This window comes from Tomitella gaofuii, from assembly GCF_014126825.1.
In the GTDB taxonomy this organism is placed as follows: domain Bacteria; phylum Actinomycetota; class Actinomycetes; order Mycobacteriales; family Mycobacteriaceae; genus Tomitella; species Tomitella gaofuii.
Map to the genome: position 1 here is coordinate 18,178 of NZ_CP059900.1, position 24,658 is coordinate 42,835.

At 67.2% G+C, this 24,658-nt stretch carries 21 protein-coding genes and 2 tRNA genes; 14 read left to right on the plus strand and 9 right to left on the minus strand.

Annotation, left to right across the window (positions count from 1 at the left end; all coding sequences use genetic code 11):
• Positions 1-339 precede the first annotated feature (339 nt).
• From gyrA to H4F70_RS00085, 4 genes are all read left to right on the plus strand, one after another.
• Positions 340-3,921, plus strand: a complete 3,582-nt coding sequence (gyrA, locus tag H4F70_RS00070; RefSeq protein ID WP_182358538.1) for an intein-containing DNA gyrase subunit A — start codon at positions 340-342, stop codon at positions 3,919-3,921.
• A complete protein-coding gene (locus H4F70_RS20140; protein ID WP_235681251.1) occupies positions 3,922-4,953 on the plus strand; it encodes a DUF3566 domain-containing protein in 1,032 nt (343 codons plus the stop codon).
• Positions 4,954-5,040: 87 nt separating this feature from the next.
• Positions 5,041-5,114, plus strand: a tRNA-Ile gene (locus tag H4F70_RS00080).
• Between the two features lie 156 nt (positions 5,115-5,270).
• Positions 5,271-5,346: transfer RNA gene (locus tag H4F70_RS00085), tRNA-Ala, on the plus strand.
• On the opposite strand, the gene H4F70_RS00090 is transcribed toward H4F70_RS00085, so the two are convergent.
• Together H4F70_RS00090 and H4F70_RS00095 are read right to left on the minus strand one after the other, a co-directional pair.
• On the minus strand, positions 5,312-6,064 hold the full coding sequence (locus tag H4F70_RS00090; protein WP_182358539.1) for a SagB/ThcOx family dehydrogenase: 753 nt from the start codon (positions 6,062-6,064) through the stop codon (positions 5,312-5,314). The two genes, H4F70_RS00085 and H4F70_RS00090, sit on opposite strands and share 35 nt — an antisense overlap.
• Before the next feature lie 106 nt (positions 6,065-6,170).
• A complete protein-coding gene (locus H4F70_RS00095; protein WP_182358540.1) occupies positions 6,171-6,545 on the minus strand; it encodes a hypothetical protein in 375 nt (124 codons plus the stop codon).
• Positions 6,546-6,713: 168 nt separating this feature from the next.
• On the opposite strand from H4F70_RS00095, the gene H4F70_RS00100 reads away from it, so the two are divergent.
• Positions 6,714-7,559, plus strand: coding sequence for an SDR family NAD(P)-dependent oxidoreductase (locus H4F70_RS00100; RefSeq protein ID WP_182358541.1), 846 nt, complete (start codon positions 6,714-6,716; stop codon positions 7,557-7,559).
• A 20-nt stretch (positions 7,560-7,579) separates the two neighbouring features.
• Here H4F70_RS00100 and H4F70_RS00105 read toward each other — a convergent pair whose 3' ends face one another.
• Complete coding sequence (locus tag H4F70_RS00105; protein ID WP_182358542.1) at positions 7,580-8,275, minus strand: helix-turn-helix transcriptional regulator; 696 nt, start codon at positions 8,273-8,275, stop codon at positions 7,580-7,582.
• A gap of 111 nt (positions 8,276-8,386) precedes the next feature.
• Here H4F70_RS00105 and folE point away from each other — a divergent pair, with 111 nt between their 5' ends.
• The 8 genes from folE to H4F70_RS00145 all read left to right on the plus strand — a co-directional run bounded on the left by folE (position 8,387) and on the right by H4F70_RS00145 (position 13,212).
• Positions 8,387-9,022: a GTP cyclohydrolase I FolE gene (folE, locus tag H4F70_RS00110; protein WP_182358543.1), complete on the plus strand. Its 636-nt coding sequence runs from the start codon at positions 8,387-8,389 to the stop codon at positions 9,020-9,022.
• A gap of 33 nt (positions 9,023-9,055) precedes the next feature.
• Entirely contained in the window at positions 9,056-9,583 is a 528-nt protein-coding gene (locus tag H4F70_RS00115) for a DUF2231 domain-containing protein (protein ID WP_182358544.1), read from the plus strand.
• A 92-nt stretch (positions 9,584-9,675) separates the two neighbouring features.
• Complete coding sequence (locus H4F70_RS00120) at positions 9,676-10,083, plus strand: hypothetical protein (RefSeq protein ID WP_182358545.1); 408 nt, start codon at positions 9,676-9,678, stop codon at positions 10,081-10,083.
• Between the two features lie 69 nt (positions 10,084-10,152).
• A complete protein-coding gene (locus H4F70_RS00125) occupies positions 10,153-10,440 on the plus strand; it encodes a type II toxin-antitoxin system ParD family antitoxin (RefSeq protein WP_182358546.1) in 288 nt (95 codons plus the stop codon).
• Entirely contained in the window at positions 10,440-10,970 is a 531-nt protein-coding gene (locus H4F70_RS21020; protein ID WP_182358547.1) for a type II toxin-antitoxin system RelE/ParE family toxin, read from the plus strand. The genes H4F70_RS00125 and H4F70_RS21020 overlap by 1 nt, the downstream gene beginning before the upstream one ends.
• A 13-nt stretch (positions 10,971-10,983) precedes the next feature.
• The gene (locus H4F70_RS00135; RefSeq protein WP_182348313.1) at positions 10,984-11,334 is read left to right on the plus strand and encodes a DMT family transporter; all 351 of its coding nucleotides are present in this window, start codon (positions 10,984-10,986) and stop codon (positions 11,332-11,334) included.
• Complete coding sequence (locus H4F70_RS00140) at positions 11,334-11,648, plus strand: DMT family transporter (protein ID WP_182358548.1); 315 nt, start codon at positions 11,334-11,336, stop codon at positions 11,646-11,648. Before H4F70_RS00135 ends, H4F70_RS00140 begins: the two co-directional genes overlap by 1 nt.
• Before the next feature lie 223 nt (positions 11,649-11,871).
• Entirely contained in the window at positions 11,872-13,212 is a 1,341-nt protein-coding gene (locus H4F70_RS00145) for an MCE family protein (protein WP_182358549.1), read from the plus strand.
• A 10-nt stretch (positions 13,213-13,222) separates the two neighbouring features.
• Here the strand turns inward: H4F70_RS00145 and H4F70_RS00150 are convergent, their stop codons facing one another.
• From H4F70_RS00150 to H4F70_RS00170, 5 genes are all read right to left on the minus strand, one after another.
• On the minus strand, positions 13,223-13,525 hold the full coding sequence (locus tag H4F70_RS00150) for a hypothetical protein (protein WP_182358550.1): 303 nt from the start codon (positions 13,523-13,525) through the stop codon (positions 13,223-13,225).
• 23 nt (positions 13,526-13,548) lie between these two features.
• Entirely contained in the window at positions 13,549-14,691 is a 1,143-nt protein-coding gene (locus tag H4F70_RS00155; RefSeq protein ID WP_182358551.1) for a 3-ketosteroid-9-alpha-monooxygenase, oxygenase component, read from the minus strand.
• A gap of 126 nt (positions 14,692-14,817) precedes the next feature.
• Entirely contained in the window at positions 14,818-15,156 is a 339-nt protein-coding gene (locus H4F70_RS00160; RefSeq protein ID WP_220471744.1) for a MoaD/ThiS family protein, read from the minus strand.
• Positions 15,153-16,265 (minus strand): WD40/YVTN/BNR-like repeat-containing protein, encoded by a 1,113-nt coding sequence (locus tag H4F70_RS00165; protein ID WP_182358552.1) that lies wholly within the window; start codon positions 16,263-16,265, stop codon positions 15,153-15,155. The genes H4F70_RS00160 and H4F70_RS00165 overlap by 4 nt, the downstream gene beginning before the upstream one ends.
• 222 nt (positions 16,266-16,487) lie before the next feature.
• Positions 16,488-17,582: a tyrosine-protein phosphatase gene (locus tag H4F70_RS00170; protein WP_182358553.1), complete on the minus strand. Its 1,095-nt coding sequence runs from the start codon at positions 17,580-17,582 to the stop codon at positions 16,488-16,490.
• A 241-nt stretch (positions 17,583-17,823) separates the two neighbouring features.
• Between H4F70_RS00170 and H4F70_RS00175 the strand changes: the two genes are divergently transcribed.
• A complete protein-coding gene (locus H4F70_RS00175) occupies positions 17,824-22,800 on the plus strand; it encodes a DEAD/DEAH box helicase (protein ID WP_182358554.1) in 4,977 nt (1,658 codons plus the stop codon).
• Positions 22,801-23,016: 216 nt separating this feature from the next.
• Here H4F70_RS00175 and H4F70_RS00180 read toward each other — a convergent pair whose 3' ends face one another.
• Positions 23,017-24,627, minus strand: coding sequence for an ABC transporter substrate-binding protein (locus H4F70_RS00180; RefSeq protein WP_182358555.1), 1,611 nt, complete (start codon positions 24,625-24,627; stop codon positions 23,017-23,019).
• Positions 24,628-24,658 lie beyond the last annotated feature (31 nt).

Consider the following 24,658-nt stretch of genomic DNA (forward strand, 5'->3'; position numbering starts at 1 on the left):
GGACATCGTGGGTCCTCCCGGCTGGTGGCAGGACCTCAAACTAACGGTCGGGTGTTGCGGGACCGCTGCTCCGATGTGAACGCGCCGTTACGGTCATCGCCTGCGTGTTACGTCCGATCGACGGCGGCCGCGACGCCGGCGCGGTGACCGTGACCGGGGGAGTCGCCGATCCGTCGGCCGTTCGGCCCGCACGCCCGCCGCAGGGGACGTGCCGGATCGCCCACTACCAGCGTGGACGGGCACGCGCCTATAGACTTGAACGGTTGCGCCGGGTTCACGCGTGCCGCGGGACGGCACGGCACGACACGACACGGACCGGGCTGGACAGAAGAGGAGCCAATGACCGACACCACGCTGCCGCCGGAGGGTTCGCACGACCGGGTCGAGCCGGTGGACATTCAGCAGGAGATGCAGCGCAGCTACATCGACTACGCCATGAGTGTCATCGTCGGGCGCGCGCTGCCCGAGGTGCGCGACGGTCTGAAACCAGTCCACCGCCGTGTGCTCTACGCGATGTACGAGTCCGGATTCCGGCCGGACCGCAGCTACGTGAAGTCGGCACGCTCGGTCGCCGAGACGATGGGGCATTACCACCCGCACGGCGACTCTGCCATCTACGACACGCTGGTGCGGATGGCCCAGCCGTGGTCGCTGCGGTATCCGCTGGTGGACGGGCAGGGCAACTTCGGCTCCCCGGGCAACGACCCGGCAGCCGCCATGAGGTATTGCGTCACCGCGGACGCGCGCGTGCGGGTCGCAACGGGTGCGACGGTGCGGATCGGCGACATCGTCCCCGGGGCACGCCCGCACAGCGACACGCCATTGCGGGATCTCAAGGTCCTCGACCGCCACGGTGATCCGGTGGCCGCGGACATGCTTTTCCATTCCGGCGATCACGAAACGCTGACCGTCACCACGGCCGAGGGGTACACGCTCTCGGGCACGACGAATCACCCGGTGCTGTGTCTGGTCGATGTCGCCGGGGTGCCGACGCTGCTGTGGAAGCTCTTCTCCGAGATTCGCCGCGGCGACCACGTCGTCATCCAGCGCACGCCGGCGCAGGAATTCGGGCCGGGCGACTGGCGCGAAACCGCCGCGGCGCTGCGGGCAGCCCAAGCGGCGGACATCAACATCGTCCCAGAGTTCGTGTGGCGCGCCGGACCCTCCACCAAGCGGACGTTCCTCGAAGCGCTGTTCACCGGTGACGGCTCCTGCTCGGAGCTCCCGCGCAACACGGTGCAGATCTCCTACTCGACGTACAGCGACCGGCTGGCCCGTGAGGTGCAGCAACTGCTCCTCGAGTTCGGCGTGATCAGCAAGCGCTACCGGCATGCCACCGGCGAGTACAAGGTGGCCGTCACCAACCGCCGTGATGCGGAGCTTTTCGCGCGGCACATCGGCTTCGGCGGCGACAAGCAGACCAAGCTGCGGGCGATCCTCGATGCGGCGGAGCAGGACAGCCCCGCCGCCACGTCCCGGTCGCTGAGCCACGATCACGTCCCGGGGCTTGGTCGGTTCCTCCGTGAGCACGGCGCCGTCGACCGGCGCAATAGTGACTGGTTGCGCCGGCACAACGTCGACCGCATCGCGCGGTGGGAACACCGGCGTGACGAGATCGAATCGCACATCACGGAGCCGGACGCCCTGGCCATCGCGCGTGACCTCACCGACGGCCGCTTCTACTTCGCCGAGGTCACGGATGTCGCGGACAACGGCGTGCAGCCCGTGTACAGCCTCCGCGTGGATTCCGACGATCACGCGTTCCTCACCAACGGTTTCGTCAGCCACAACACCGAAGCCCGGTTGACCCCGCTGGCGATGGAGATGCTCCGCGAGATCGACGAGGAGACCGTCGACCTCATCCCCAACTACGACGGCAAGACCATGGAGCCCACGGTCCTGCCCAGCCGGTTCCCCAATCTGCTGGCCAACGGCTCCGGCGGCATCGCGGTGGGCATGGCCACCAACATCCCGCCGCACAACCTGCGCGAGCTGGCCGAGGCGGTGTTCTGGTGCCTCGACAACCCGGACGCGGACGAGGAGACCACGCTCGCCGCGATGATGGAACGGGTCAAGGGGCCCGACTTCCCGACGTCGGGACTCATCACCGGCACGCAGGGCATCGAGGACGCCTACCGAACGGGCCGCGGATCGATCAAGATGCGCGGCGTGGTGGAGATCGAAGAGGAGCCCAAGGGCCCCACGATGATCGTCATCACCGAGCTGCCCTACCAGGTGAACCCGGACAACCTCATCGGCTCCATCGCCGAGCAGGTGCGGGACGGCAAGATCGCCGGCATCTCCAAGATCGAAGACCACACCAACGACCGCATCGGCATGCGCATCGTGGTGACCCTCAAGCGTGACGCCGTCGCCCGCGTGGTGCTCAACAACCTGTACAAGCACAGTCAGCTGCAGACGAGCTTCGGCGCCAACATGCTCTCGATCGTCGACGGCGTGCCGCGCACCCTGCGCCTGGACCAGATGATCCGGCTGTACGTCGCGCACCAGCTCGAGGTCATCGTTCGGCGCACCCGGTACCGCCTGCGCAAGGCGGAGGAGCGGGCCCACATCCTGCGCGGACTGGTCAAGGCGCTCGACGCGCTGGACGAGGTCATCGCGCTGATCCGCGCATCCCAGACGGTCGACATCGCGCGTGCCGGCCTGATCGAACTCCTCGACATCGACGAGATCCAGGCCGACGCGATCCTCGCGATGCAGCTGCGCCGCCTGGCCGCGCTGGAACGGCAGAAGATCGTCGACGACCTGGCGGAGATCGAACGCGAGATCGCCGACCTCAAGGACATCCTCGAGCGGCCGGACCGTCAGCGGCAGATCGTCAAGGACGAGCTGGGCGAGATCGTCGACAAGCACGGCGACGACCGCCGCACACGGATCGTGCCCGCCGACGGCGACGTGAGCGCGGAGGACTTGATCGCCCGCGAGGACGTGGTGGTCACCATCACCGAGACCGGCTACGCCAAGCGCACCAAGACCGACCTCTACCGCTCGCAGAAGCGCGGCGGCAAGGGCGTACGCGGCGCCGACCTCAAGCAGGACGACATCGTCGCCCACTTTTTCGTGTGCTCCACGCACGACTGGATCCTGTTCTTCACGACGAAGGGCCGCGTCTACCGGCTCAAGGCGTACGAACTGCCGGAGACTTCGCGTACCGCGCGCGGCCAGCACGTGGCCAACCTGCTGTCGTTCCAGCCGGAGGAGCGGATCGCCCAGGTCATCCAGATCAAGACCTACGAGGACCAGCCCTACCTGGTGCTGGCCACGAGCGGCGGGCTGGTGAAGAAGTCGCGCCTGAGCGACTTCGACTCCAACCGGAGCGGCGGGCTGGTGGCGATCAACCTGCGCGGCGAGGACGAGGTGGTGGGCGCACGCCTCGTCTCCTCGGAGGACGAGCTGCTGCTGGTGTCCAAGAAGGGCCAGTCCATCCGGTTCTCTGCGGCCGACGACGTGCTGCGCCCGATGGGCCGGGCCACCTCCGGCGTCCAGGGCATGCGGTTCAACGACGACGATGCGCTGCTGTCGATGACCGCCGTCAGCCGCGGGACGTTCCTGCTGGTGGCCACCTCCGGCGGCTACGCGAAGCGCACCGCCATCGAGGACTACACGGCGCAGGGCCGCGGCGGCAAGGGCGTGCTCACCATCCAGCACGACCCCAAACGCGGCGACCTGGTGGGCGCGCTGATGGTGGATCTCGACGACGAGGTGTACGCGATCACCTCGAGCGGCGGCGTCATCCGCACCCTCGCCAAGCAGGTCCGCAAGGCCGGTCGGCAGACCAAGGGCGTACGCCTGATGAACCTGGGCGACGGCGACACGCTCCTGGCGATTGCACGCAACGCCGATGAGCCCGAAGATGTTGTGCAGGACGCCACCGGAAACGACGCACCCGAGGAGTCGTAAGTGAGCCCTGACAAGACGCCGGCCTCCCGCACCGGCTCGGGCGGCAAGCCCGAGCAGCCCCGGACTGCCACGACGGACCCCGGGCAGGGGCAGGATCCGGCGCAGCGGGTGCGGGCCGAGGAGGCCCAGCGCATGCGGGAGCGCGTGCACCAGCGTGAGGTGTCCGAGGAGCAGCAGAATCCGGAGCCGGGCACGGGCTCAGCCGATGCATCGTCGTCCGCCGGGCGGTCGTCGGGCACGCCGGCGGAGCCGCGGCCGGACGCGCGGGGCACCGATTCCGCAGCCCCGCGCAAAGGTCGGACGATCGCGTCGGCCAGCGCGAGCGTGCCACGGCGCACGGAACAGCAGGCGGCCAAGCGCCCCATCATCTCCGGCACCGCCGCGGCGAAGCTGCTCGGCACGGAGACCGGGACGGGTTCGGGGGCCGAGGGCGCAGGCCCGAAGAAGGCCACCGCTGCGGCCGCCGCGGGTACGACGAGCGGTGGGGCGGGGTCCGCGACCAAGCCCGGGGGCGGGATCGACGGGCCCACGAGCCACATCGACCGGTCGAGCCTGGCGGCGACGGAGATGCCCGACCTGGGGAAGGTGCGGCACCCCGCGCCGGCGGAGACGAAGCTCGAGCCGGAGCCGCATCAGCGCACCGCCGTCACAGTCGGCAAACGGCGGGGGCGCGGCCCCCTGCGCGCGTCCATGCAGCTGCGGTCCATCGACCCCTGGTCGGCCCTCAAGGTGTCCCTGGTGGTCTCGGTGGCGCTGTTCCTGGTGTGGATGGTGGCGGTGGCCATCATCTACGTCGTGCTCGACGGCATGGGCGTGTGGGACCGGCTCAACTCCGGTGTGTCCGACATCATCTCCACCGAAGAGTCGAGCTCGGCGCTTGTCGGGCCAGGACAGGTCTTCGGCGTGGCGGCGATCCTCGGGATCATCAACATCGTGCTGATGACCGCGCTGAGCACGCTGGGTGCCTTCATCTACAACATGTCGTCCGAGATGGTCGGCGGTGTCGAAGTGACGCTCGCCGACCGGGACTGAATGAATGGACGACCTGCACGATCACCGGTCTCGGGCGCCCGATTTTGGATCGGGCGGAGGCGTACGGTAGTGTCTGGATTCGTTCGAGGGCCTATAGCTCAGGCGGTTAGAGCGCTTCGCTGATAACGAAGAGGTCGGAGGTTCAAGTCCTCCTAGGCCCACCCTCGGCGCCGACGAAGGGACACCGGTCGTGCGGTTTCTCCTCCCCGCCGGTGCTGTGGTCGCAGCCGTCGTCGGCTACCTCGTCTTCCTCCGCGATCGACAGGAAACCTGGCACCGGCTGTAGACTGTGCCGGACCGCATCGCGGCACACCCTCGGGGACTTAGCTCAGTTGGTAGAGCGGTAGCTTTGCAAGCTTCAGGTCAGGGGTTCGATTCCCCTAGTCTCCACCAGAAGGTCATTGTTCACACCGTCGTCGGGGCCTGATCGACGGCGGCGGCCAGGCGCTCCACACGCCGTTGCAGCGGAAACCGGCTGCGGGAGGCAGCCGGCGGCGAAGCCGAGCGGCAACAGGCCCAGCACGGACCGGGAGCTTCCGACGACCGGCTGGGCCGCCGCGCGCATCGCGTCGTCATCGATTCCGCCGAGGAAGACCGTGCCGAGACCGAGCGCGGCCGCGCACAGGTGGACATTCTGGACGACCGCGCCGGCCTCGATCCAGCAATACCGCGCGCCGCGTCCGCGTCCCTGGGCTTGAAAGGCGCGGCCCGCCGCATCGAGGTCCGCCGCCAGCAGGAGCAGCGCCGGGGACTCTGCGGCCCACGCGGCGTCGAGCGTGGCCCGCGCCAGCGCATGTCGATGGTCCCTCTGCGTGACGGGGATCATCGAGGATTCGGCGGCGTGGAACAGGTACGCGCCGCTCTGCAGCCCGTCGATGCCTCCCACTGCGACGAAGACGTCCACCGGGTAGTGCGCGTGCGCGGAGGGGTACCGGCGACTCCCGTCCGGGCGCTCGCCGACGGCACCGTCGAGGAGGCGGATGAGCTGTGCCGCGGGTAGTGGCTCGGCGGACAACGGCTTGGTCGAGGTTCGTGCGGCGAGCACCGCTTCCCACTTTCGCCCGTCAGGATGTTCGTCGTCGTGCAGATGGGCCGTGGTGGTTCCGTCCATCGACGGCTGTTCCCGGGCGCGGCCCCGTTTCACGTGAAACCGCCTCGCGCCGCCGTATTGTCGGGAACTGCGAAGAACAGTGCCGACGTGTGGGGGATTGCGGTGATCATCCCGTGGGACCGGGGGAGTCCGTGCCGTGCGTAGTGCGGCGGATGCTCGCGCGCACGGCGTCCGGGTCCGCGGACGACACCAGCAGGCGGGACCATGCCGAGTCCTCGAGGGTGATGACCACGCCGGTGGTCCTGTAGACGGCGACGAAGTCCTTCTCGCCCCCGTATCGCCAGGTGCCGAGCGCGATCACCCGCGGCAGTCCGGTCCCGGGGGCGCGGAGTCCGCGCAGTTCCCCCCACATGAGATCGGACGGCTCTACCGATGTCACGCAGCGCAGCGGAACCCGCGGGGAGCGGTGGAAGGCCCCGGCGACTTCGATCGGGGAGAGTCGCACCACCAGGTCCTCGCCGTCCACCGTCAGATGCGCCATACCGCAGTTCTACCACCGGAGACGGGCGGCGAGCAGGTCTCACGATTCCGGAGCCCGGACCGGCACGCCGTGGTGTCCGGTCCGATACTGTCGTGCGAAGTGGGCAAGGGAGTCCCCGATGTAGCCCCACAGCGCCGGGGGCGGCGCCGGCGGAACGGAGAGACGCGGATGGGTAGCGTGAGCGGCAAGGTCGCGGTGGTCACCGGTGCGGCGTCGGGTATCGGGCGCGAGCTGGCGCTGGAACTGGCGCGCCGGGGCGCGAAACTCGCATTGGCCGACGTGGACGATCGGGGGCTCGCGCAGACGGAGGGGCGGGTGCGGGCGCTCGGCGCCGAGGCGTCCGGCTCGCACCTGGACGTGAGCAGCCGCGACGACGTCGCCACCTTCGCCGGCGACGTGGTCGACCGGTTCGGCGTGGTGCACCAGATCTACAACAACGCCGGCATCTCCGGAGGCAGCCACTCGATCCTCGACTCCGACTATGCCGTGTTCGACCGCGTCCTCGGCATCAACCTGTGGGGGGTCATCCACGGCACCAAGGCGTTCCTGCCGCACCTCATCGCATCGGGCGACGGCCACGTCATCAACATCTCGAGCCTCAACGGGATCATGGCGCAGCCGGAGCTGGGTCCGTACTGCACGGCGAAGTTCGGTGTTCGTGGCTTCACCGAGACGTTGCGCGCGGAGATGCTCGCCGATCACCGGCCCGTCGCCGTCACCGTGGTGCACCCGGGCGGTGTGAAGACGAACATCGCGTCCGCGGCCCTCGCGCAGGCCGAGGCGCGCGGCGAGGAGCCGACGGACCGCGACCGGGTCCGTGTGCGCACCTACAACGACAAGCTGCTGAAGCTGCCGGCCGACAAGGCCGCGCGCACCATCATCGACGGCGTGGAGGCTGGCCGCGCGCGCGTTCTGGTCGGCAACGACGCCAAGGCGCTCGACCTGCTCGTGCGCGCGGCGCCCCGGTTCTACACCGGCCTCATCGCCAAGTACACGGAGAAGATCTTCGGCTGAGGCGACCCGTGCGGGCGGGATCAGGACGTCGGGTCGATCCGCACGCAGCAGTAGCCGTCGTGCGGCTCGAGTCGCGCATGGCACCCCTCGCAGCGTGCGCCCTCGATCGCGCCGCCGATGAGATCCAGGTTCATTCCGCAGACCATCGCGGTGTGGTCCCGGACCAGGGAGTGGAACGGGCAGTTGGCCAGCACGATCGTCCCGTCCTCGAGCCGCGGCTCGTAGCCGTGCTTGCGGAGCACCGCCATGAGGTCGGCGACGGTCGCGCCCGAACCGGCGCCGATCTCGCGGCCCAACGCGGCCGCGCCGCGTGACAGGCAGGTCAGCGCGGAGTCGCCGGTGCGCTCCGACTCCGCCACCGCGTCGGCGAGGAGTTTCCCGGCCATTTCGTAGGCGCGCGCCGGAATCTGCACGGCGATCTGACGTTGTGCACGGTGATAGAACTTCGACGGCCGGCCCGCCCCCGGCCCTCTGCGTCCGCCCCGCCGGGCGAAGCTGATCTCCAACAGCCCGACCTCGGCGAGTTTGTCCAGGTGGAATGCCGCCGTCTTCCGTGGAATCCCGAGCGCGTTCGCGGCCTCGTCACGGCCGATCGGAACCGCGGAATCGCAGATCAGGTTGTACAGACGCCCGCGGGTGGGTTCGTCGAGCGCCGAGACCGCCGCGACATCTGCAGTCCCGTCGCCGGGCCCGCCACGCTTGTGCATGGATTCCATATCCCCAGTGTAAAACCAAGGCGGCTTGGTACAACCTTCACATCTATCACCAATGAGTGTAGGTTTTAGAACGTAGGCGGTGACGCGAAGCACCCTTCCGAGCGAGGTCCCATGACGGTTTCATCTCTTGTCGACGTCGGCGTACAGCCGGACGACCCCCGATACGGGCGGCGACTGCGCGCGGCGCGTGCACGCCCCGCGATCGACGGCGACGCGGCCGGTCGCGCCGTGGCCGACCTGCTGCGCGCCCTGGGCCGCGACCCCGAGGACGAGCATCTGTGCGACACGCCCCGCCGGGTGGCGGACGCCTACCGGGAACTGCTGACTCCGCGGGAGTTCGACCTCACCACCTTCCCCAACGACTCGGGCTACGACGAGCTGGTTCTGGCGCGCGACATCCCCATGACCTCCCTGTGTGAGCACCACATGCTGCCGTTCAGCGGGGTGGCGCACGTCGGCTACCTGCCCGGCGTGCGCATCCTCGGGCTGTCCAAGCTGGCCCGCGTCGTCGAGCTGTTCGCCCGCGACCTGCAGGTGCAGGAGCGGTTGACCATGCAGGTGGCCGACTGGCTGGGCGAGAACCTGGCGCCGCGGGGGATCGGCGTCGTCATCGAGGCCGAGCACATGTGCATGTCCATCCGTGGCGTCCACGCCGCCGGCACCCGTACCACCACGTCGGCGATGCGCGGACTGTTGCGTGAGGACGGCGCGGCCCGCCGTGAGTTCCTCGGCCTCATCCGCCATTGAATCCTCGACCGCACATCGACACTGGAGTCCGCCATGAGTGAGCAGATCATCCCCACCGAGAACGCGCTGCAGGCGAAGCAGCCGGTGAGCGCGGCACTCACGGGACCGTACGGGCACCCGTTCCACCCGATCCTGGTGACGATCCCCATCGGCGCCTGGGTGGCGTCGCTGGTGTTCGACATCGGATCGTTCATCGTCGGCGACCCGGACTTCCTCAACAAGGGCGCCGCCTGGCTCATCGCGGTGGGGGTGCTCGGCGCGCTCGCCGCGGCCACGGTCGGCTTCCTCGACCTGCTCGCCATCCCCACGGGGACGAAGGCGTTCCGCACCGGGCTCACGCACATGTCGCTGATGCTCGCGGTCACCGTCGGGTTCGCCCTGGACTTCTGGTGGCGCACGGCCTCCGGGCTCGACGGCACCGTCGGCACGGGCCCGCTGGTGCTCACCATCGTCTGCCTGATCGTGCTCGTGGCCGCCGGCGCGCTGGGCGGAAAGCTCGCCTACCGCTACGGCGTCCGCGTGGTCGACGAGCGCACGCAGGCCGACGGCTTCCGCCGCTGACCCACGGGCGCCCGAATGTTGGGCGCCGCGCACACACGACTTCCCCGCGGCGGCAGCGCCGCCCGCCGAATCCCTACCGAAGGAGCATTGTCATGGAGATCGCCGCACTCGTCCTCTGGGTCATCACGGCCATCGGCGGGTTCATCCTGCTGGCCAAATGGATCGCCGGCGGCGGCGCGAAGCCCGATGGCGGCAGCCGCCTGCCCGCACCGGTCGTGTTCGCCCACTTCCTGCTGGCCGCGGCGGGGCTGGTCCTGTGGATCATCTACGTCGTCATCGACGCCGACGCGCTGGCGTGGGTGTCGTTCGCGCTGTTGGTCGTCATCGCGCTCGCCGGCTTCGCCATGGTGGCGCGCTGGCTCCCCGTCTACCAGGGCACCGCGTCCGGCGCCGACGCAGCGCCGGAGAAGAGCTTCCCCGTCGCCGTCGTGGGCCTGCACGGCGTGCTCGCGGTCGCGACGGTGGTGACGGTGCTGCTCTCCGCCCTCGAGATCGGCTGACCGGCGCGCGGGCTGAGCCGACCCCTGAGCGGTCCATCTTGGCATCTCATGCCAATGGAGGTGATCCACGTGGCGACGAGGAACGTGGTCCTGACTCAGCGCCAGCACGAGTGGGTCGACTCGCTCGTGAAGCCCGGGCGTTACCAGAATGCGAGTGAGGTTCTGCGCGAAGGCTTTCGACTCGTGGAGCGGGAGGAAGGCGAAGAGGCCGCCAGAGTGGCCGTCCTGCGTCGCGCCGCGGAGGAGGGCTGGTCCGACCTGGCATCGGGACGATACGACGACGTCGATGACCGGTCTCTCGACCACTTCGTCGGGCAACTCGGCGTCCGTGCGGCCGGGGCGTCATCGCCGGACTGATGCCCGGGTATCGACTCACCCACGCCGCCCAGGACGACATCATCTCGATCCTCGCCTGGTCGCATGAGCGATTCGGCGAGGAGGCGCGCAAACGCTACGAGGCCGTCATCGCCACGGCCTTCCGAGACGCTGCCGCCCCCGGTGCCGGAATCGGGCGGAGGGACCGGCCCGAGCTGGGAGAGGGCGTTTCCTCCTGGCACCTGATGCAGAGTCGCACCCGGCCTCCGGGTGGAACCGTCCACCGTCCGCGTCACTTCCTGATCTGCCGGGAGGACCGCGGGGTGCTCGTCGTCGGTCGGGTTCTGCACGACGCCATGGAGTTGCGTCGGCGCCTCGATTCCCGGCGGCCGTGGGGGGAGACGTCCACGGCCGAACCTCCGGCAAGAGCCCCGGCGTACGCGCGAAACGTCGGATGCGTGCGCCGACGACTCCGACCGGTGCCCGTATCGTCGGAGACGCACCCTGCGCGTCACCCCGGAAAACGGCCGGTGACCTTCCATGCGGTGCGCCCATCGACCGTGCGGACGTGATGAAGGAGCGGGTATGACCAGGTGGCTGATGCTCGTCGGCGCCATCGCGGCCGAGGTGCTCGGCACCATGTCGCTGCGCGCGGCCACCGACCACGCCGCGTGGTACGCAGTGGTCGTCGCCGGGTATGTCACCGCCTTCGCGCTGTTGTCGTGGCTGCTGCGTTCGGGGCTGCCGATCGGCGTCGTCTACGGCATCTGGGGCGCCAGCGGCGTCGCCCTCACGGCCGTGCTCGCCACCGTGATCTTCGGCGAGACGCTCAGCGCCGTGGCGATCGCCGGCATCGCGTTGATCATCGTCGGGGTGGTGCTGGTCGAGACCGGGTCTCCCGGCTCCGACCGCGACGCGACCGAGGGGGTGCGGTGATGGCCGGGATGTGGCTGGCCGCCGCGATCGCCGCCGAACTATTCGCCACTTTGTCGCTGCGCGCCTCCCGCGGATTGGAGAAGAAGGCGTGGCTGCTGCCGGTGGTGCTCGGCTACGTGCTCGCGTTCGGGTTCCTCGGCGGCGCGCTCGAGGCCGGCATGCCGATCGGCGTGGCCTACGGCATCTGGACGGCCGCCGGCATCGCGATGGTGGCTCTGCTGGCCCGGGCGATCTGGGGCGACCCGCTCACCAGACGCATGCTCGTCGGCATCGGGGTGATCGTCGCGGGCGTCGTGCTCGTCGAGATCGGCTGACGAGGCCGGCGCCCTCCGCCGAAAAGTGCGTGACAGCACTGTCCGCGCAGGTCGTGACATGTACCACGAAGTAGGCCGGATCGGTGGGGACGCGGGACACCCGCCGCGGAGAACGCCGCGCACACCGTTATCGTGATACCGACAGGTACAGCAACCTTCGCGCCTGCAGCACCCGCCGGGCCGCGGGCGTGCAGACCGCAGAGGGACGACGCGCAGGGGTCAGATGGTGAGTTCGGAATCCTTCACCCTGCTCGAGACGTCCGTACCACGCCGCCGCATCCTGGGCGTCGTTCTCATCGCGTTGGTCATCGGGTTCGTGGCGGTGACGGTGTTGCAGTACAACAAGGCGTTCTCGACGTATACGAGTATTTATCTGGTCACCGATAGTGCGGGCAATGCGTTGCCTGAGCGTGCGGATGTGAAGGCGCGGGGGGTGATCATGGGCACGGTCGGGTCGACGCAGGCGCACGGGGACAAGGTGGTGCTGCGGCTGGATCTGGATCCGGCGTTGGCGGAGCAGGTGCCGCCGTCGGCGACGGCGCGGTTGTTGCCGAAGACGTTGTTCGGTGAGCGGTATGTGGCGTTGCAGATTCCGAAGGGCGCCGAGGGGCATGTGTCGGAGGGGGACACGATCTATCAGGATGCGTCGGGCAATGCGGTGGAGATCGGGCACATGCTCGATACGGTGTTGCCGATTCTGCGGGCGGTGCCGCCGCAGGATCTGTCGGTGACGTTGACGGCGATCAATCACATGCTCGAGGGGCAGGGGGAGGCGATCGGGCGGGGGATCGAGCAGCTCGATGAGATCACCGATCAGGTCGTGGACCGGTTGCCGGATGTGAAGGCGGATATCCGGGGGATCGCGGAGTTCGCGCGGACGTATCAGTCGGCGGCGCCGGATCTGGTGAATGCGCTCGATAATCTGCGGACGACGAACACGACCGTGGTGCAGATGCAGGATCGGATCCATGATCTTCTTCTGGCGGGGGCGGATACGGCGCGGGCGTCGTCGGATCTGATCGATCGGACGCGGGGGGATTTCGTGGCGGTGTCGGCGCAGTCGGTGCGGCCGTTGGAGGTTTTCGCGGACGCGTCGCCGGCGTTCGGCTGCACCTTCGACGAGATGGCCAAGCTGCACGACCGGGCGAAGGGGGTCGTCGGCGCCGGCACCGAGAACCCGGGCATCCGCGTGACGCTCGAGCTGGTGAACCCGCGCGGCCGCTACCTGCCCGAGCAGGACGAACCGCGCTGGTTGGATGACCGCACGCCCCGCTGCTACCCGGTGGTGCCCGGGCAGAACTTCCCGGTGCCCGTCGACGGACAACTCAACGACGGGTCGTATCAGCCGCCGGTGATCAATACGGGCGGGGCGCCGACGCTGTATCCGCCGGATCCGATGTATGCGGCCGAGCCGGAGTCGCAGTACCGGGGTTCGCAGTCGGAGCAGGAGGCGCTGGCGCAGGTGTATGCGGCGGCGTCGGGTGCGGACGCGGCGTCGATTCCGGGGTGGACGACGGTGATCGGGGCGCCGTCGCTGCGCGGCAACGAGGTGGTGTTCCGGTAGCGGCCGCGCGTCACGGTGGGGAGTCGGCGCCCACGGCCTCTTCCATGGAGCCGATCCCGCTGTATCCGGGCGCACCGTCGTCGTGCAGGCGGATGCTCCCGTCCTGCACGGCCTCTTCGATGCTCGCGCACAACGCGTAGCAGCTGAGGGTGCCCGCCGCGGAGCGTTCGCCGGCCGCACGGGCCACCTGGAACCACTTGCACCGTTCGACGGCATCGCCGTGCCACTGGACGGCGGTGTGCTGGCTGTTGCGCTTGTGCACGCCCACCCGCGCTCCACACTCTGCGCAGGTGACCGGCTGCATCGACGTCACGCGTAGCCTCCCTGGTCCTGCGCTCAGTGTGCGGATTCTGCCTCGCGCCGGGCGAGGTTCTCGGCGATCTGGGCACGCCAGGCTTCGTTGGCCTTGGTCGGGTCCATCTCGAATTCGAAGCGGTCTGTCATGTCGTCGGTGATGTCCGCCCGGTCCACGTAGAACTGCTCGTACCAGCGGCGCAGCTGGTAGATGGGACCGTCCTCCTCGCACAGCAGCGGGTTGTTGATGCGGGCCTTGCTGCGCCAGATGGCGACGTCCTGCTCGAAGCCGCGGGTGATGAAGCCGACGTTCGATGCCGTGATCGCCTCCGCCTGGCCTTCCGGGATGTCGGGGGTCTTGCGGACGGTGGCCCCGTACTGCAGGACGAACTTCCCTGGCGTGACGGGGTAGTGGCAGTTGATGAGCTTGGTCTCCACGTCGTAGCCCGTGTAGTGATAGCACAACTCGTCGATCATGAACGAGGGCCCGTAGTAGGACGCCACCGACGAATTGCCCTGGGACACCTTGGCGCGGTCCACCCCCGGCGGGAGCATGTCTTCGCGGCCCTCGCCGTTCATGTACTGCGTGGCGGTGACGCCCTCGAAGACGTTCTTGAAGTACGTGGGGAGCGAGAAGTGGATGTAGAAGAAGTGGGCGAAGTCGACGACGTTATCGACGATCTCGCGGCAGTTGGTGTCGATGGTGATCGTCTTCCACTGCCACTCGGTCCACTCGTCGTCGCCGGTGCGGATGACGGGGATGTACTCCTCCGGCGTGCCGCCCTCCGGGTCGTTCCACACGAACAGCAGGTCGTCCTGTTCCATGGTGGGCCAGGCCTGGGTGCGGGCGCGCATGGGCACGCGCTTGGCATAGGGGATCTCCTTGCACTTGCCGTCGCCGCCCCAGCGCCAGTCGTGGAAAGGACACGCGATCTCGTCGCCCTTGATCGTGCCCTGCGACAGGTCGCCCCCCATGTGCCGACAGTACGAGTCCAGCACGTTGAGCTCGCCCTGGGTGTCCTGCCAGACGACGAGCTTGCCGCCGAAGGCCTCGATCGAATGGGGCTTGCCGTCGCGGAAGTCCTTGGCCAGGCCCAGGCAGTGCCAGCCGCGGGCGAACCGCTCGGGCGGCGCGCCCTTGTCGATCATGCGAGCTCCTGCCGCACCGTCCGTCGAGGGCGTCATTGCACGTGTCCTTCCCGCCGTCACCGAGACCGCACTGTGTTCTACACCACAGTAGGCCCAGAAACGCGACGAAGGCACGGAACCCGCCGCGCGGTCCCGCCGTGCGGGACGGGAGTGGCCTCCGGATCACCCGCCGGCGATCGCGGCGACGATGAGGAACGGCTCGGCGCCGCCGGCGACGGCGTCCGGCAGGCGGGTCTCGGGCGGGTCGAAGGAGAAGTCCTGTTCGCAGGCGAAGTAGCGCACGTAGGGGCGGCGCGCGCCTTCGCCGTGGTCGCGGATTGCGCCGCGCAGCACCGGATAGGCCTCCTCGACCGCGTCGAGCACGGATCCGATCGTCACCGGCTCCGCCGCGGGCAGCGTCAGTTCGCCGTCCACGTCGGCGAGCACGCACAGGTGCCCGGGCAGCACCACCCGCACCCGGGCGTCGCGGGCGGGACGGGCGTCTGCGGCGTGCGGGTTCACGGCAGCGTCTGCACCTCCACGGACAGCACCGCGGGCAGGTCGCGGACCACCGCCTCCCACGTGTCGCCGGAGTCGCGTGAGGCGTACACCTGGCCGCCGGTGGTGCCGAAGTAGACGCCGCACGAGTCGAGGGAGTCCACGGCCATCGCGTCACGCAGCACGTTGACGTAGCAGTCCCGCTGCGGCAGACCGGCGGTGAGCGGTTCCCATTCGGTGCCGCCGGTGCGTGAACGGTACACGCGCAGCCGACCTTCGGGCGGCACGTGGAACTCGTCGCTGGTGATCGGCACGACGTACACCGTCTCCGGCTCGTGCGCGTGCACCTGCACGGGGAAGCCGAAGTCCGTCGGCAGGTCGCCGCTGATCTCGTACCAGTTCTCGCCCGCGTCGTCGGTGCGCATGACATCCCAGTGCTTCTGCATGAACAGCGTGGACGGGCGGGACGGGTGCATGGCGATCCGGTGCACGCAGTGCCCGATCTCGGCGTCCTGATCAGGAAGGTGCCCGGAGTGCAGCCCCCGATTGACCGGCCTCCACGTCGTGCCGCCGTCGTCGGTGCGGAACACGCCCGCCGCCGAGATCGCCACGAACATGCGCTGCGGGTCCGCCGGGTCGAGGACGATGGTGTGCAGCCCCAGGCCGCCGGCGCCCGGCATCCAGTCCTCGCCGCGGCAGTCGCGCAAGCCGCGGGATTCCCGCCAGGTGGCGCCGCCGTCGGCCGAGCTGAACAGCGCCGCATCCTCCACCCCGGCCCACACGAAGTCCGGGTCGGTGGGAGACGGTTCGAAGTGCCACACGCGGGTGAAATCCCACGGCCGCGGCGTTCCGTCGTACCACTGGTGGTCGCCGACCGCTCCCGCGTAGGCGAATTCGTTGCCCACCGGTGCCCACGTGGCGCCGCCGTCGTCGGAGCGCTGGACCTGCTGCCCGAACCATCCGGTGGACTGGGAGGCCCAGAGCCGGTCCGGATGCGCGGGCGAGCCGGTCACATGGTAGATCTCCCAGCCGGAGAACAGCGGTCCGTCGACCCGCCAGTCTGTGCGCGCGCCATCGGCGGAGAGGATGAACGCGCCCTTGCGCGTGCCTACGAGAACTCGGACGCTGCTCATGGAGGGCCTCCGCCCCATCGGGACCGTCGTCGAGGATGCGAACCATGGTACCGCCTCGGCTCCGTGCGGGAATGCTAGTTCCCGCACGCCACGTCGCAGCGCCCACTCGGATTGGTGGTAACCCGTCGTCGGTAACTGATAACGGCCCCATATGTCAGGTAGATCCACTGCGGGCGCCGCAGGCGCGTGCCTCTGTCCGCGGCGCCCGATCCGGAGAACTGCTTATACGAGCATCTTGTCGCGTAGCTGTGTCAGAGTTTGCGAGTCGAGTCCGAGCACATCGTGGGCGAACTTGTCCCAGCCGCCGTAGGTGTTGTGCACCGCATCGAGGACGGGCTTGATCTGGCTGGGGCGTTGTTCCATCAGCGGCTTGACCAGCGAGATGTCCACGCCCTTGCCCTCGAGGTACTTGTAGGTCTTCTCGTTGTGCTCACGGTTGTACGTGTTCGACGCGACGAAGTCGTCGATGATCGCCTCGTCGGACACGCCAAGAATGCCGAGAAGCAGCGCGCTCATCATGCCGGTGCGATCCTTACCGGACGTGCAGTGGTACATCAGTGCACCGTCAGAGTTCGCGATCAACTCCAGCGTCTTGCCGTAGGCGGCCATGGCCTTGGGCGAGTTGAGCTGGTCGACAAAGCCTTCATCCCCGATCTGACGGGCCTTGCCGTCGCCGAGCATGTCCTGCATCACCTGCTGGTTTCCGGTCTTCAGGGCTTTCTGGATTGCGTTCGAGAGCGCCTCGGTGTTCTTGTCGAGCACCGGAAGATTCACGTACTTCGTCGACGCGGGCAGTTGGTCCTGGCCGTTCTTGGCGATCTCCGATTTTCCGCGGTAGTCGACGACTGTGGCCACATCAGCGGCCGCGAGGGCCGCGTCGTCCTCGTCGGTGAGTTCGGTCAGCGAGTCCGCCCGGAACACCTTTCCCCACGCCGTGGTGTGTCCGTCCTTCGTCGTGAAGCCCCCCATGTCCCGCACGTTGTGCGCCCCTTGCAGGAAGAACTGGCGTGTCGAGGCGATGTCACCAGTGCCGTCGCCGGTGCTGGCCTCGAAGTACCAGCGGTCGATCGGGTCGAGCCCATCTACCGTCGCCGCCCCGTCGCCGGTAGCGACTTCACGGCCGTTCTCCGACGGGTCGGTCACCGACGTCGAAGCGAACACTGTCGCCTCGCCTGCCCCGTCCCAGGACAGCGTGTAGGCACCGGCATCGCCCCTATCAACGCTCAGGTGCGACACCTGCCCGGAGCTGGAGGCGTCGTCTGTGTCGGTGCTGGAGGATCCGCACGCTGTCAGGGCCAGCATCGACGCCAGGCCCACCGCCGCTACGCTTGTCCACCCTCGGTCACGCATATGGTCGGCCCCTCTCCATCGGTTATGCGCAGAGCATCACCTACATCGCCACTGGTGATCTATCCCACTCTCGGTGGGTGGAAGGCGGCGGCACGGTGTGGATGCCGCCGTACCTACCGGGGGTAGCTGCGATGATGATGCCGCCCACCTTTCCGTGGCGGGATGGTGCTGGCGTAGTCCGAAGTCGTCGATAGATGAGGTGGGCGCTGTGGCGTCGGTGCATGAGGTGATCGAGGCGTTCCGGCAGGCGCCGTCGAACTCGGAGCGCGGCACCCTGTTCGAGCAGCTCATGATTCGCTACCTCCAACTCGACCCCACCTTGTCGCAGCAGTATGACCAGGTGTGGCGGTGGGCCGACTGGCCGGGCCGGGACGGCAAGCCCGACACCGGCATCGACCTCGTGGCCCGCGAACGCGACACCGGCGAATACACCGCGATCCAGTGCAAGTTCTACGAACCCACCCACACCCTCGCCAAGGCCGATATCGACAGCTTCTTCACCGCGTCGGGCAAGAAGCCGTTTACGAACCGGGTCATCATCTCGACCACCGACAAGTGGGGCCCGCACGCCGAGGAAGCCCTCGACGATCAGATGATCCCCGTGCAGCGCATCGGGCTCGCCGAGATCGCCGAGGCGCCCATCGACTGGGACATCGCCTGGCCGGCCGGCAACCTCGAAATCGACCTCGCCCCCGCCGTCAAACACAGCCCCCGCAAGCACCAGCAAGAGGCGATCGGCGCCGTCTTCCGCGGCTTTGATGCGGGCAACGACCGGGGCAAGCTGATCATGGCCTGCGGCACCGGCAAAACCTTCACGGCACTCAAGATCGCCGAACGTACCGCCGCCGAGGCGGGCGGGTCGGCGCGGATCCTGTTCGCCGTCCCCTCGATCTCGCTTCTCTCGCAGACACTGCGCGAGTGGACCGCCCAGACCACTCTCGACATGCGGGCGTTCGCCGTCTGCTCGGACACCAAGGTCTCCCGTGCCGCCGAGGATATTGCCGCCCACGACGTCGCCGTGCCGGTCACCACCGACCCGGCCCGCCTGGCCGCCGAGATGGGCCACCGGAAACGCGCCAAGGGCCTGACGGTGGTGTTCACCACCTACCAGTCCCTGCCCGTCATCGCGGGCGCCCAGCAGGCCGGGGTGGATCCGTTCGACCTGGTCATCTGCGACGAGGCGCACCGCACCACCGGCGTCACCCTCGCCGGCGCGGACGAGTCGCATTTCGTGCGTATCCACGACGACGATTACATCCGCGCCGCTCGGCGGCTGTATATGACGGCGACGCCGCGTATCTACGACGAATCGGTGCGGGCGAAGGCCGATGAGCATGCCGCCGAGATCACCTCCATGGACGACGACGCCGTCTACGGGCCCGAGTTGCACCGCCTGTCGTTCGGTGACGCGGTCGAACGGGGCCTGCTCACCGACTACAAGGTTCTCGTGCTCACCGTCGACGAGGACATGGTCGCCGCCCCCTTGCAGGCGCAGATGTCCGCCGGGTTCGGCGAGCTGCGCCTCGACGACGCCTCCAAGATCGTGGGCTGCTGGAACGGCCTGGCGAAACGGGCCGGCACCGCCCCCGGCGGCGAGGGTTTCGCCCCGGGGGAGCCGCCGATGCGGCGGGCGGTCGCGTTCGCCGAGAACATCAAAGCCTCCAAGCTCCTCGCGAGTGTCTTCCCCGCGGTGGTGGACGGCTACCGCGACATGCTCGAAGCCTCCCGAGATGATGGCAACCCCGTCGACACCACCAATCTGGATTTGGCGTGCGAGGTGCGGCACGTCGACGGCACGTTCAACGCCCTCGAGCGCGGCCGCGAGCTCGCGTGGCTCAAAGCACCGGTGCCGGCGGGGGAGTGCCGGATCTTGTCGAACGCCCGCTGCCTTTCGGAGGGCGTGGATGTGCCGGCCTTGGATGCGGTGTTGTTCCTGCACCCGCGTAACTCGGTGGTCGACGTTGTGCAGTCCGTGGGTCGGGTGATGCGCAAGGCCGAGGGCAAGGACTACGGCTACATCATCTTGCCGGTCGCCGTGCCCGCGGGCGTGGCGCCGGAGAAGGCCCTGGCCGATAACCAGCGGTTCAAGGTGGTCTGGCAGGTGCTCAACGCGCTGCGTGCCCACGACGACCGGTTCAACGCGATCGTCAACTCCATCGCCCTCAACACCACCACCGATGCCGGCGCGGATACAGGGCGGGGGACGGAGGCGATCCTCGGCGGGCACATCGGCCCCACCGCCAATGTGAATCCGGCGTCGACCGGCGGGGAGACCGAATCCGTCGAGCCCGGCGAGGGTGTGGACCCGTACGCCACCGATCCGGCCGCCGCGGACCGGGAGCTCGCGAAGCAGATGGCCCTGTTTTCACTGTCGCAGTGGCAGGAGGCGATCTACGCGAGGATCGTCACCAAGGTCGGCACCCGCACCTACTGGGAGGACTGGGCCGGCGATGTCGCCGACATCGCCAATGCGCTGATCAGCCGTATCCGGGCGGTCGTCGCCGACGCCGATCAGACGATCGCCGACGGGTTCGACCGGTTCGTCACGGGCCTGCGGGACAACCTCAACGATTCGATCAGCGACGACGATGCGGTCTCGATGCTTGCGCAGCATCTGATCACCAAGCCGGTGTTCGACGCACTGTTCGCCGGGCACGAGTTCGCCGACCACAACCCCGTCTCGATCACCATGCAGGCCATGGTCGACCTGCTCGGCGCCGCCGGGCTGGAAGCCGAGACCGCCCGCCTCGAGGGGTTCTACGCATCCGTGCGCACCCGAGCGAGCGAGGTGACTACGGCAGAGGGCAAGCAGGCCGTGATCGCCGAGCTGTACGAGAAGTTCTTCAAACTCGGCTTCGCCAAACAAGCTGACGCGCTGGGCATCGTGTACACGCCGGTGCAGATCGTGGACTTCATCCTGCGGGCCGCGGACCAGGCATCCCGTGACGCGTTCGGCCGGGGCATCACCGACGCCGGTGTGCATGTGCTCGACCCGTTCACCGGCACCGGCACGTTCCTGACCCGCCTGCTGCAATCCGGGCTAATCAACCCGAAGGATCTGGCCCGCAAGTACGCCTCAGAGTTGCATGCGAACGAGATCATGCTGCTCGCCTACTACATCGCCGCGGTGAACATCGAGACCACCTTCCACGCCCTCCCCGACGCAGATGCCGGTGGGTATCGGCCGTTCGAGGGGATCGTGCTGGCCGATACGTTCCAGATCACCGAGGACGGCGACAGCCTCGACGATGTGATGTTCCCGCAGAACAACGAACGCATCGTCCGTCAGTTGGGGGTGCCGATCAACATCATCGTCGGCAACCCACCGTGGTCCAATGGCCAGGACAGCGCGAACGATCTCAACGCGAACATCGCCTACCCCACCCTCGATGCGCGGATCGCCGATACCTACGTCAATCGGTCGACGGCGACGAACAAGAACAGCCTGTACGACTCGTATCTGCGGGCGTTCCGGTGGGCGACCGACCGGATCGGCGACGCGGGCGTCGTCGCCTTCGTCAGCAATGGTGGCTGGGTCGACGGCAACACTGCTGACGGCATCCGCCTGTCCCTCGCCGACGAATACGCGCGGATCTACGTCTACAATCTTCGCGGCAACCAGCGCACCGCCGGCGAGCTCTCCCGCAAAGAGGGCGGCAAGGTATTCGGCGCAGGCAGCCGCAACACCGTCGCCATCTTCATCGGCGTCAAGAACCCCGTGCACACCGGGTCGTGTGAGGTGTTCTACCACGACATCGGCGACTACCTGTCCCGCGACGACAAGCTCGACCGCGTCGACAAAGCCACCCTGACCGGCCTGGACTGGGCCACCGTCACCCCCAACCAGCATGGCGACTGGCTCGGCCAACGTGACGACACCTTCGCCACGTGGCCGGCCATCGGTGACAAGAAGGCTAAACCAGGGCAAGTGGTCGTGTTCTCCACCTTCTCCGCCGGGTTGCAGACCAACCGTGATGCTTGGGTATACGACTACTCACTGTCGAAGCTGCAGCACAACATCGAGACGCTGACCAGCAACTACAACAAGCAGATCCCCCGGTTCGGGGAGTATCGGGCTGCACACTCACTCGCACGGGCTAAAGAATCTGACGTCACTGCCTATCTGACCAAGAATCCAGACGGAGCGGACGCAACAAAGATCAAATGGTCTCGCAGCCTGCGCCAGCACCTCGCACGTAGAACGTCTCTCAGCTTCATCAACGAACACGTCACGACCAGTCTCTACCGTCCGTTCCAGAAGCAGCACGCGTACTTCGACCGACACCTCAACCATGAACGCGGTGCGCTTCCGTCGATGTTCCCGACCCCCCACCACACCAACACCGGCTTCTACGTCGTCGGCGCAGGTTCCGATAAGCCGTTCTCCGTGCTGATGACCGATGTTCTCCCGGACCTCGCGCTGTGGGGTTCCAGCAGCGGTCAGTTCTTCCCGCGTTGGACCTACGAGAAGGCCGCCGCCGTGGACGGCCACCTGGACCTCGCCGCTGGAGACGGTGTGGTGGACGCGTGGGGGTATCGGCGGGTCGACAACATCACCGACGCCATCCAGACCCTCTACGTCGAGGCGCTGGGTGGCCCGGTGTCGAAGGACGAGATCTTCGACTATGTCTACGGGCTCCTGCACGACCCCGCCTACCGGCAGGCCTACGCGGTGGACCTGCGCAAGATGCTCCCGCATATCCCCACCCCCGAGACACGGTCACGGTTCGACCGGCTGGCGAATGCGGGCCGGCGGCTCGCCGAGCTGCACATCGGCTACGAGCACGTCGAACCGTATCCGGTCGACGTCAAGCTCAAGGCGGGTGCCGATCCGGCCGACCGGGAGACGTGGCGCGTGACGAAGATGAAGTGGGCCAAGACCACCGACCCCGCCACGGGCAAGAAGGTCGACGACCACACGGCGATCGTCTACAACCCGAAGGCCACCATCGCGGGGATCCCGGAAGACGCGGAGCGCTACCTGCTCGGCTCCCGGTCCGCATTGGGCTGGATCCTGGATCGCTACCAGGTCAAGACGGACAAAGCCTCCGGGATCGTCAACGACCCCAACGCCTGGTGCGATGAGCACGAGGATCCCCGCTACATCGTCGAACTCATCGCCAAGGTGACGACGGTGGCGGTGGAGACGACGCGCATCGTCGAGACCCTCGCTCAGGAGCGGTGAGCAGCAGCGACGGCTGATGATACAGGTAGGTGCGGATGATAGGGAGATTGTTGATCGAGCATCACGGCTCCCATGTAGACGCTTCAGCGGAGGAACGTCAGTGTTTATACCCCAGATCGTGGAATGGGTATCAGCCATGGCCAGCGCAGCAGGTGATCATGGCCCAGCACGTCATCTTCACTAAACATCGAGGCCAGACAGACAGGTGAAAGAATTTCAGTTGACCCAAGCTTTGTCGAACAGCACGATCGTGTCGAGACTGGGCTTGATACCGTGAACCTGCTTGTTCCACGCGATTAACGTCGCTACCGACCCCCAAGCCAGGAACGGTACCTTCTCGTTGACTGCGGTCTGGAGATCAGCGAGTGCGGCACGAGTGGCGTCGTCGGTAGGCGCCGTTTTTATTCTCTCCAACAGAGCATCTACCTGCGGGTCCTTGAATCCGAGGGCGTTGGAGGGTGAGGAGCTGGAAAGGTTGCCGAATAGGCGACTGTATGTCGCCTGATCAGCCAGACTGGGACCACCTCTGCTGAGGTCGTAGTCCCTGTCAATGAACTGGCGGCGTGTAAGGTCTGCGGTGTTACTTACGTAGTCAACTTCGACTTCAAATCCGACGGACTGTAGCTGCGCCTGGACAGATAATGCCTGAGCACGCGCTTCTGGGTCATCTGTAGTGACGTACAGTAGTTTCCCGTCATAGCCGTCGGCCTTTGCTGCGTTAAGCAACTCCGTTGCCTTCGTAGTATTGACCGAGATCGGTTCGACTTCGTTATGCCATCTTGACCACGGCATAAAAATCGCAGTCCCCGGAAGGCCAGTACCATTGCTGACCCGTTGATCGATTTGTACGGGATCGATGGCATAGGCCATCGCTTTGCGTACTCGAACGTCCGCACCGGGGTGGCCCTCGCTGCTGTTGATCAGGCCGGCGCGGCCGATGCTGTGAACATCTTGGAACCCTGTGATGCCATTGGTGATAGCCTCGTTGACTACCTCAGGGGCTCGAAAGTACGCCATGTTGATATCGCCGGATCTCAGAGACTCGAGCTTCGCGCGGTCGCCCTGGACTGCGACGAAGCGCAGTTCAGACAGGTTAGGGGCCCCGCCCCAGTAGTTTTTCCGGGGCTTCAGTGACAGCGTATCCGAAGGTGCGAAGTGATCGACGACGAACGGTCCTGCGCCGATGGGGGTGAACGTATTTCCGTCCACCGAGCTTGGTGCGACAATGATTCCGGGGCCCGTCGCCAGCATGGACCAAAACTTCGCCCACGGCTCCGAGAGCGTGAAAACAACGGTCTTGTCGTCTGGTGTGGCGATGTCGGCGACGCTCGAGCTGAACAGCTGTGAGTTAAGTCCGGACTCGGACACATAGCGGTCCATGCTCCAGACCACGGCGGCAGAGTTCAGCGGTGTCCCGTCACTGAAGGTGACATTGTCCCGCAACTCCACCGTCCAGGTCTTCAGATCGTCACTAACGGTGACGTCCTTGGCAAGTTGCGGAACGTAAGAGTCTGCGTCGTAGTCCCAGCGGACTAACACGTCATAGATCGCGATAAGCTCGGACGCGCCACTGGAACCTGTGGGGTAGGTGACGGTAGGGTCAAGGCTTGTCACAGGTGCGAGGGTAGAGAAGCGAATCGTTCCACCCTGTGCCGGGGACCCGGGGTCGGGCTGATCTCCCACGAAGCCGATCTTAGTGCTTACGCCGGTATCGTCGGCTACATGATTTCTGTCTTCATCGCCGCCGCTGACACAAGAGGTCAAAAGTCCGCATGTCAGTAACGCGGCTGCGGCAACGCTTAGTCCGTTCTTCAGTGAAATCAACATTACTCCTTGTTTGAATTTGTATAGGATCCTG

Coding starts and splice junctions, on each gene's coding strand:
- H4F70_RS00100 (WP_182358541.1), top strand. CDS start 6,714: ATGGGTAGCGTGAGCGGCAAGGTCGCGGTGGTCACCGGTGCGGCGTCG.
- gyrA (WP_182358538.1), top strand. CDS start 340: ATGACCGACACCACGCTGCCGCCGGAGGGTTCGCACGACCGGGTCGAG.
- H4F70_RS00105 (WP_182358542.1), bottom strand. CDS start 8,275: ATGGAATCCATGCACAAGCGTGGCGGGCCCGGCGACGGGACTGCAGAT.
- H4F70_RS00135 (WP_182348313.1), top strand. CDS start 10,984: ATGACCAGGTGGCTGATGCTCGTCGGCGCCATCGCGGCCGAGGTGCTC.
- H4F70_RS00165 (WP_182358552.1), bottom strand. CDS start 16,265: ATGAGCAGCGTCCGAGTTCTCGTAGGCACGCGCAAGGGCGCGTTCATC.
- H4F70_RS00115 (WP_182358544.1), top strand. CDS start 9,056: ATGAGTGAGCAGATCATCCCCACCGAGAACGCGCTGCAGGCGAAGCAG.
- H4F70_RS00120 (WP_182358545.1), top strand. CDS start 9,676: ATGGAGATCGCCGCACTCGTCCTCTGGGTCATCACGGCCATCGGCGGG.
- H4F70_RS00090 (WP_182358539.1), bottom strand. CDS start 6,064: ATGGACGGAACCACCACGGCCCATCTGCACGACGACGAACATCCTGAC.
- H4F70_RS00180 (WP_182358555.1), bottom strand. CDS start 24,627: ATGTTGATTTCACTGAAGAACGGACTAAGCGTTGCCGCAGCCGCGTTA.
- H4F70_RS00145 (WP_182358549.1), top strand. CDS start 11,872: ATGGTGAGTTCGGAATCCTTCACCCTGCTCGAGACGTCCGTACCACGC.
- H4F70_RS00155 (WP_182358551.1), bottom strand. CDS start 14,691: ATGACGCCCTCGACGGACGGTGCGGCAGGAGCTCGCATGATCGACAAG.
- H4F70_RS21020 (WP_182358547.1), top strand. CDS start 10,440: ATGCCCGGGTATCGACTCACCCACGCCGCCCAGGACGACATCATCTCG.
- H4F70_RS00095 (WP_182358540.1), bottom strand. CDS start 6,545: ATGGCGCATCTGACGGTGGACGGCGAGGACCTGGTGGTGCGACTCTCC.
- H4F70_RS00140 (WP_182358548.1), top strand. CDS start 11,334: ATGGCCGGGATGTGGCTGGCCGCCGCGATCGCCGCCGAACTATTCGCC.
- folE (WP_182358543.1), top strand. CDS start 8,387: ATGACGGTTTCATCTCTTGTCGACGTCGGCGTACAGCCGGACGACCCC.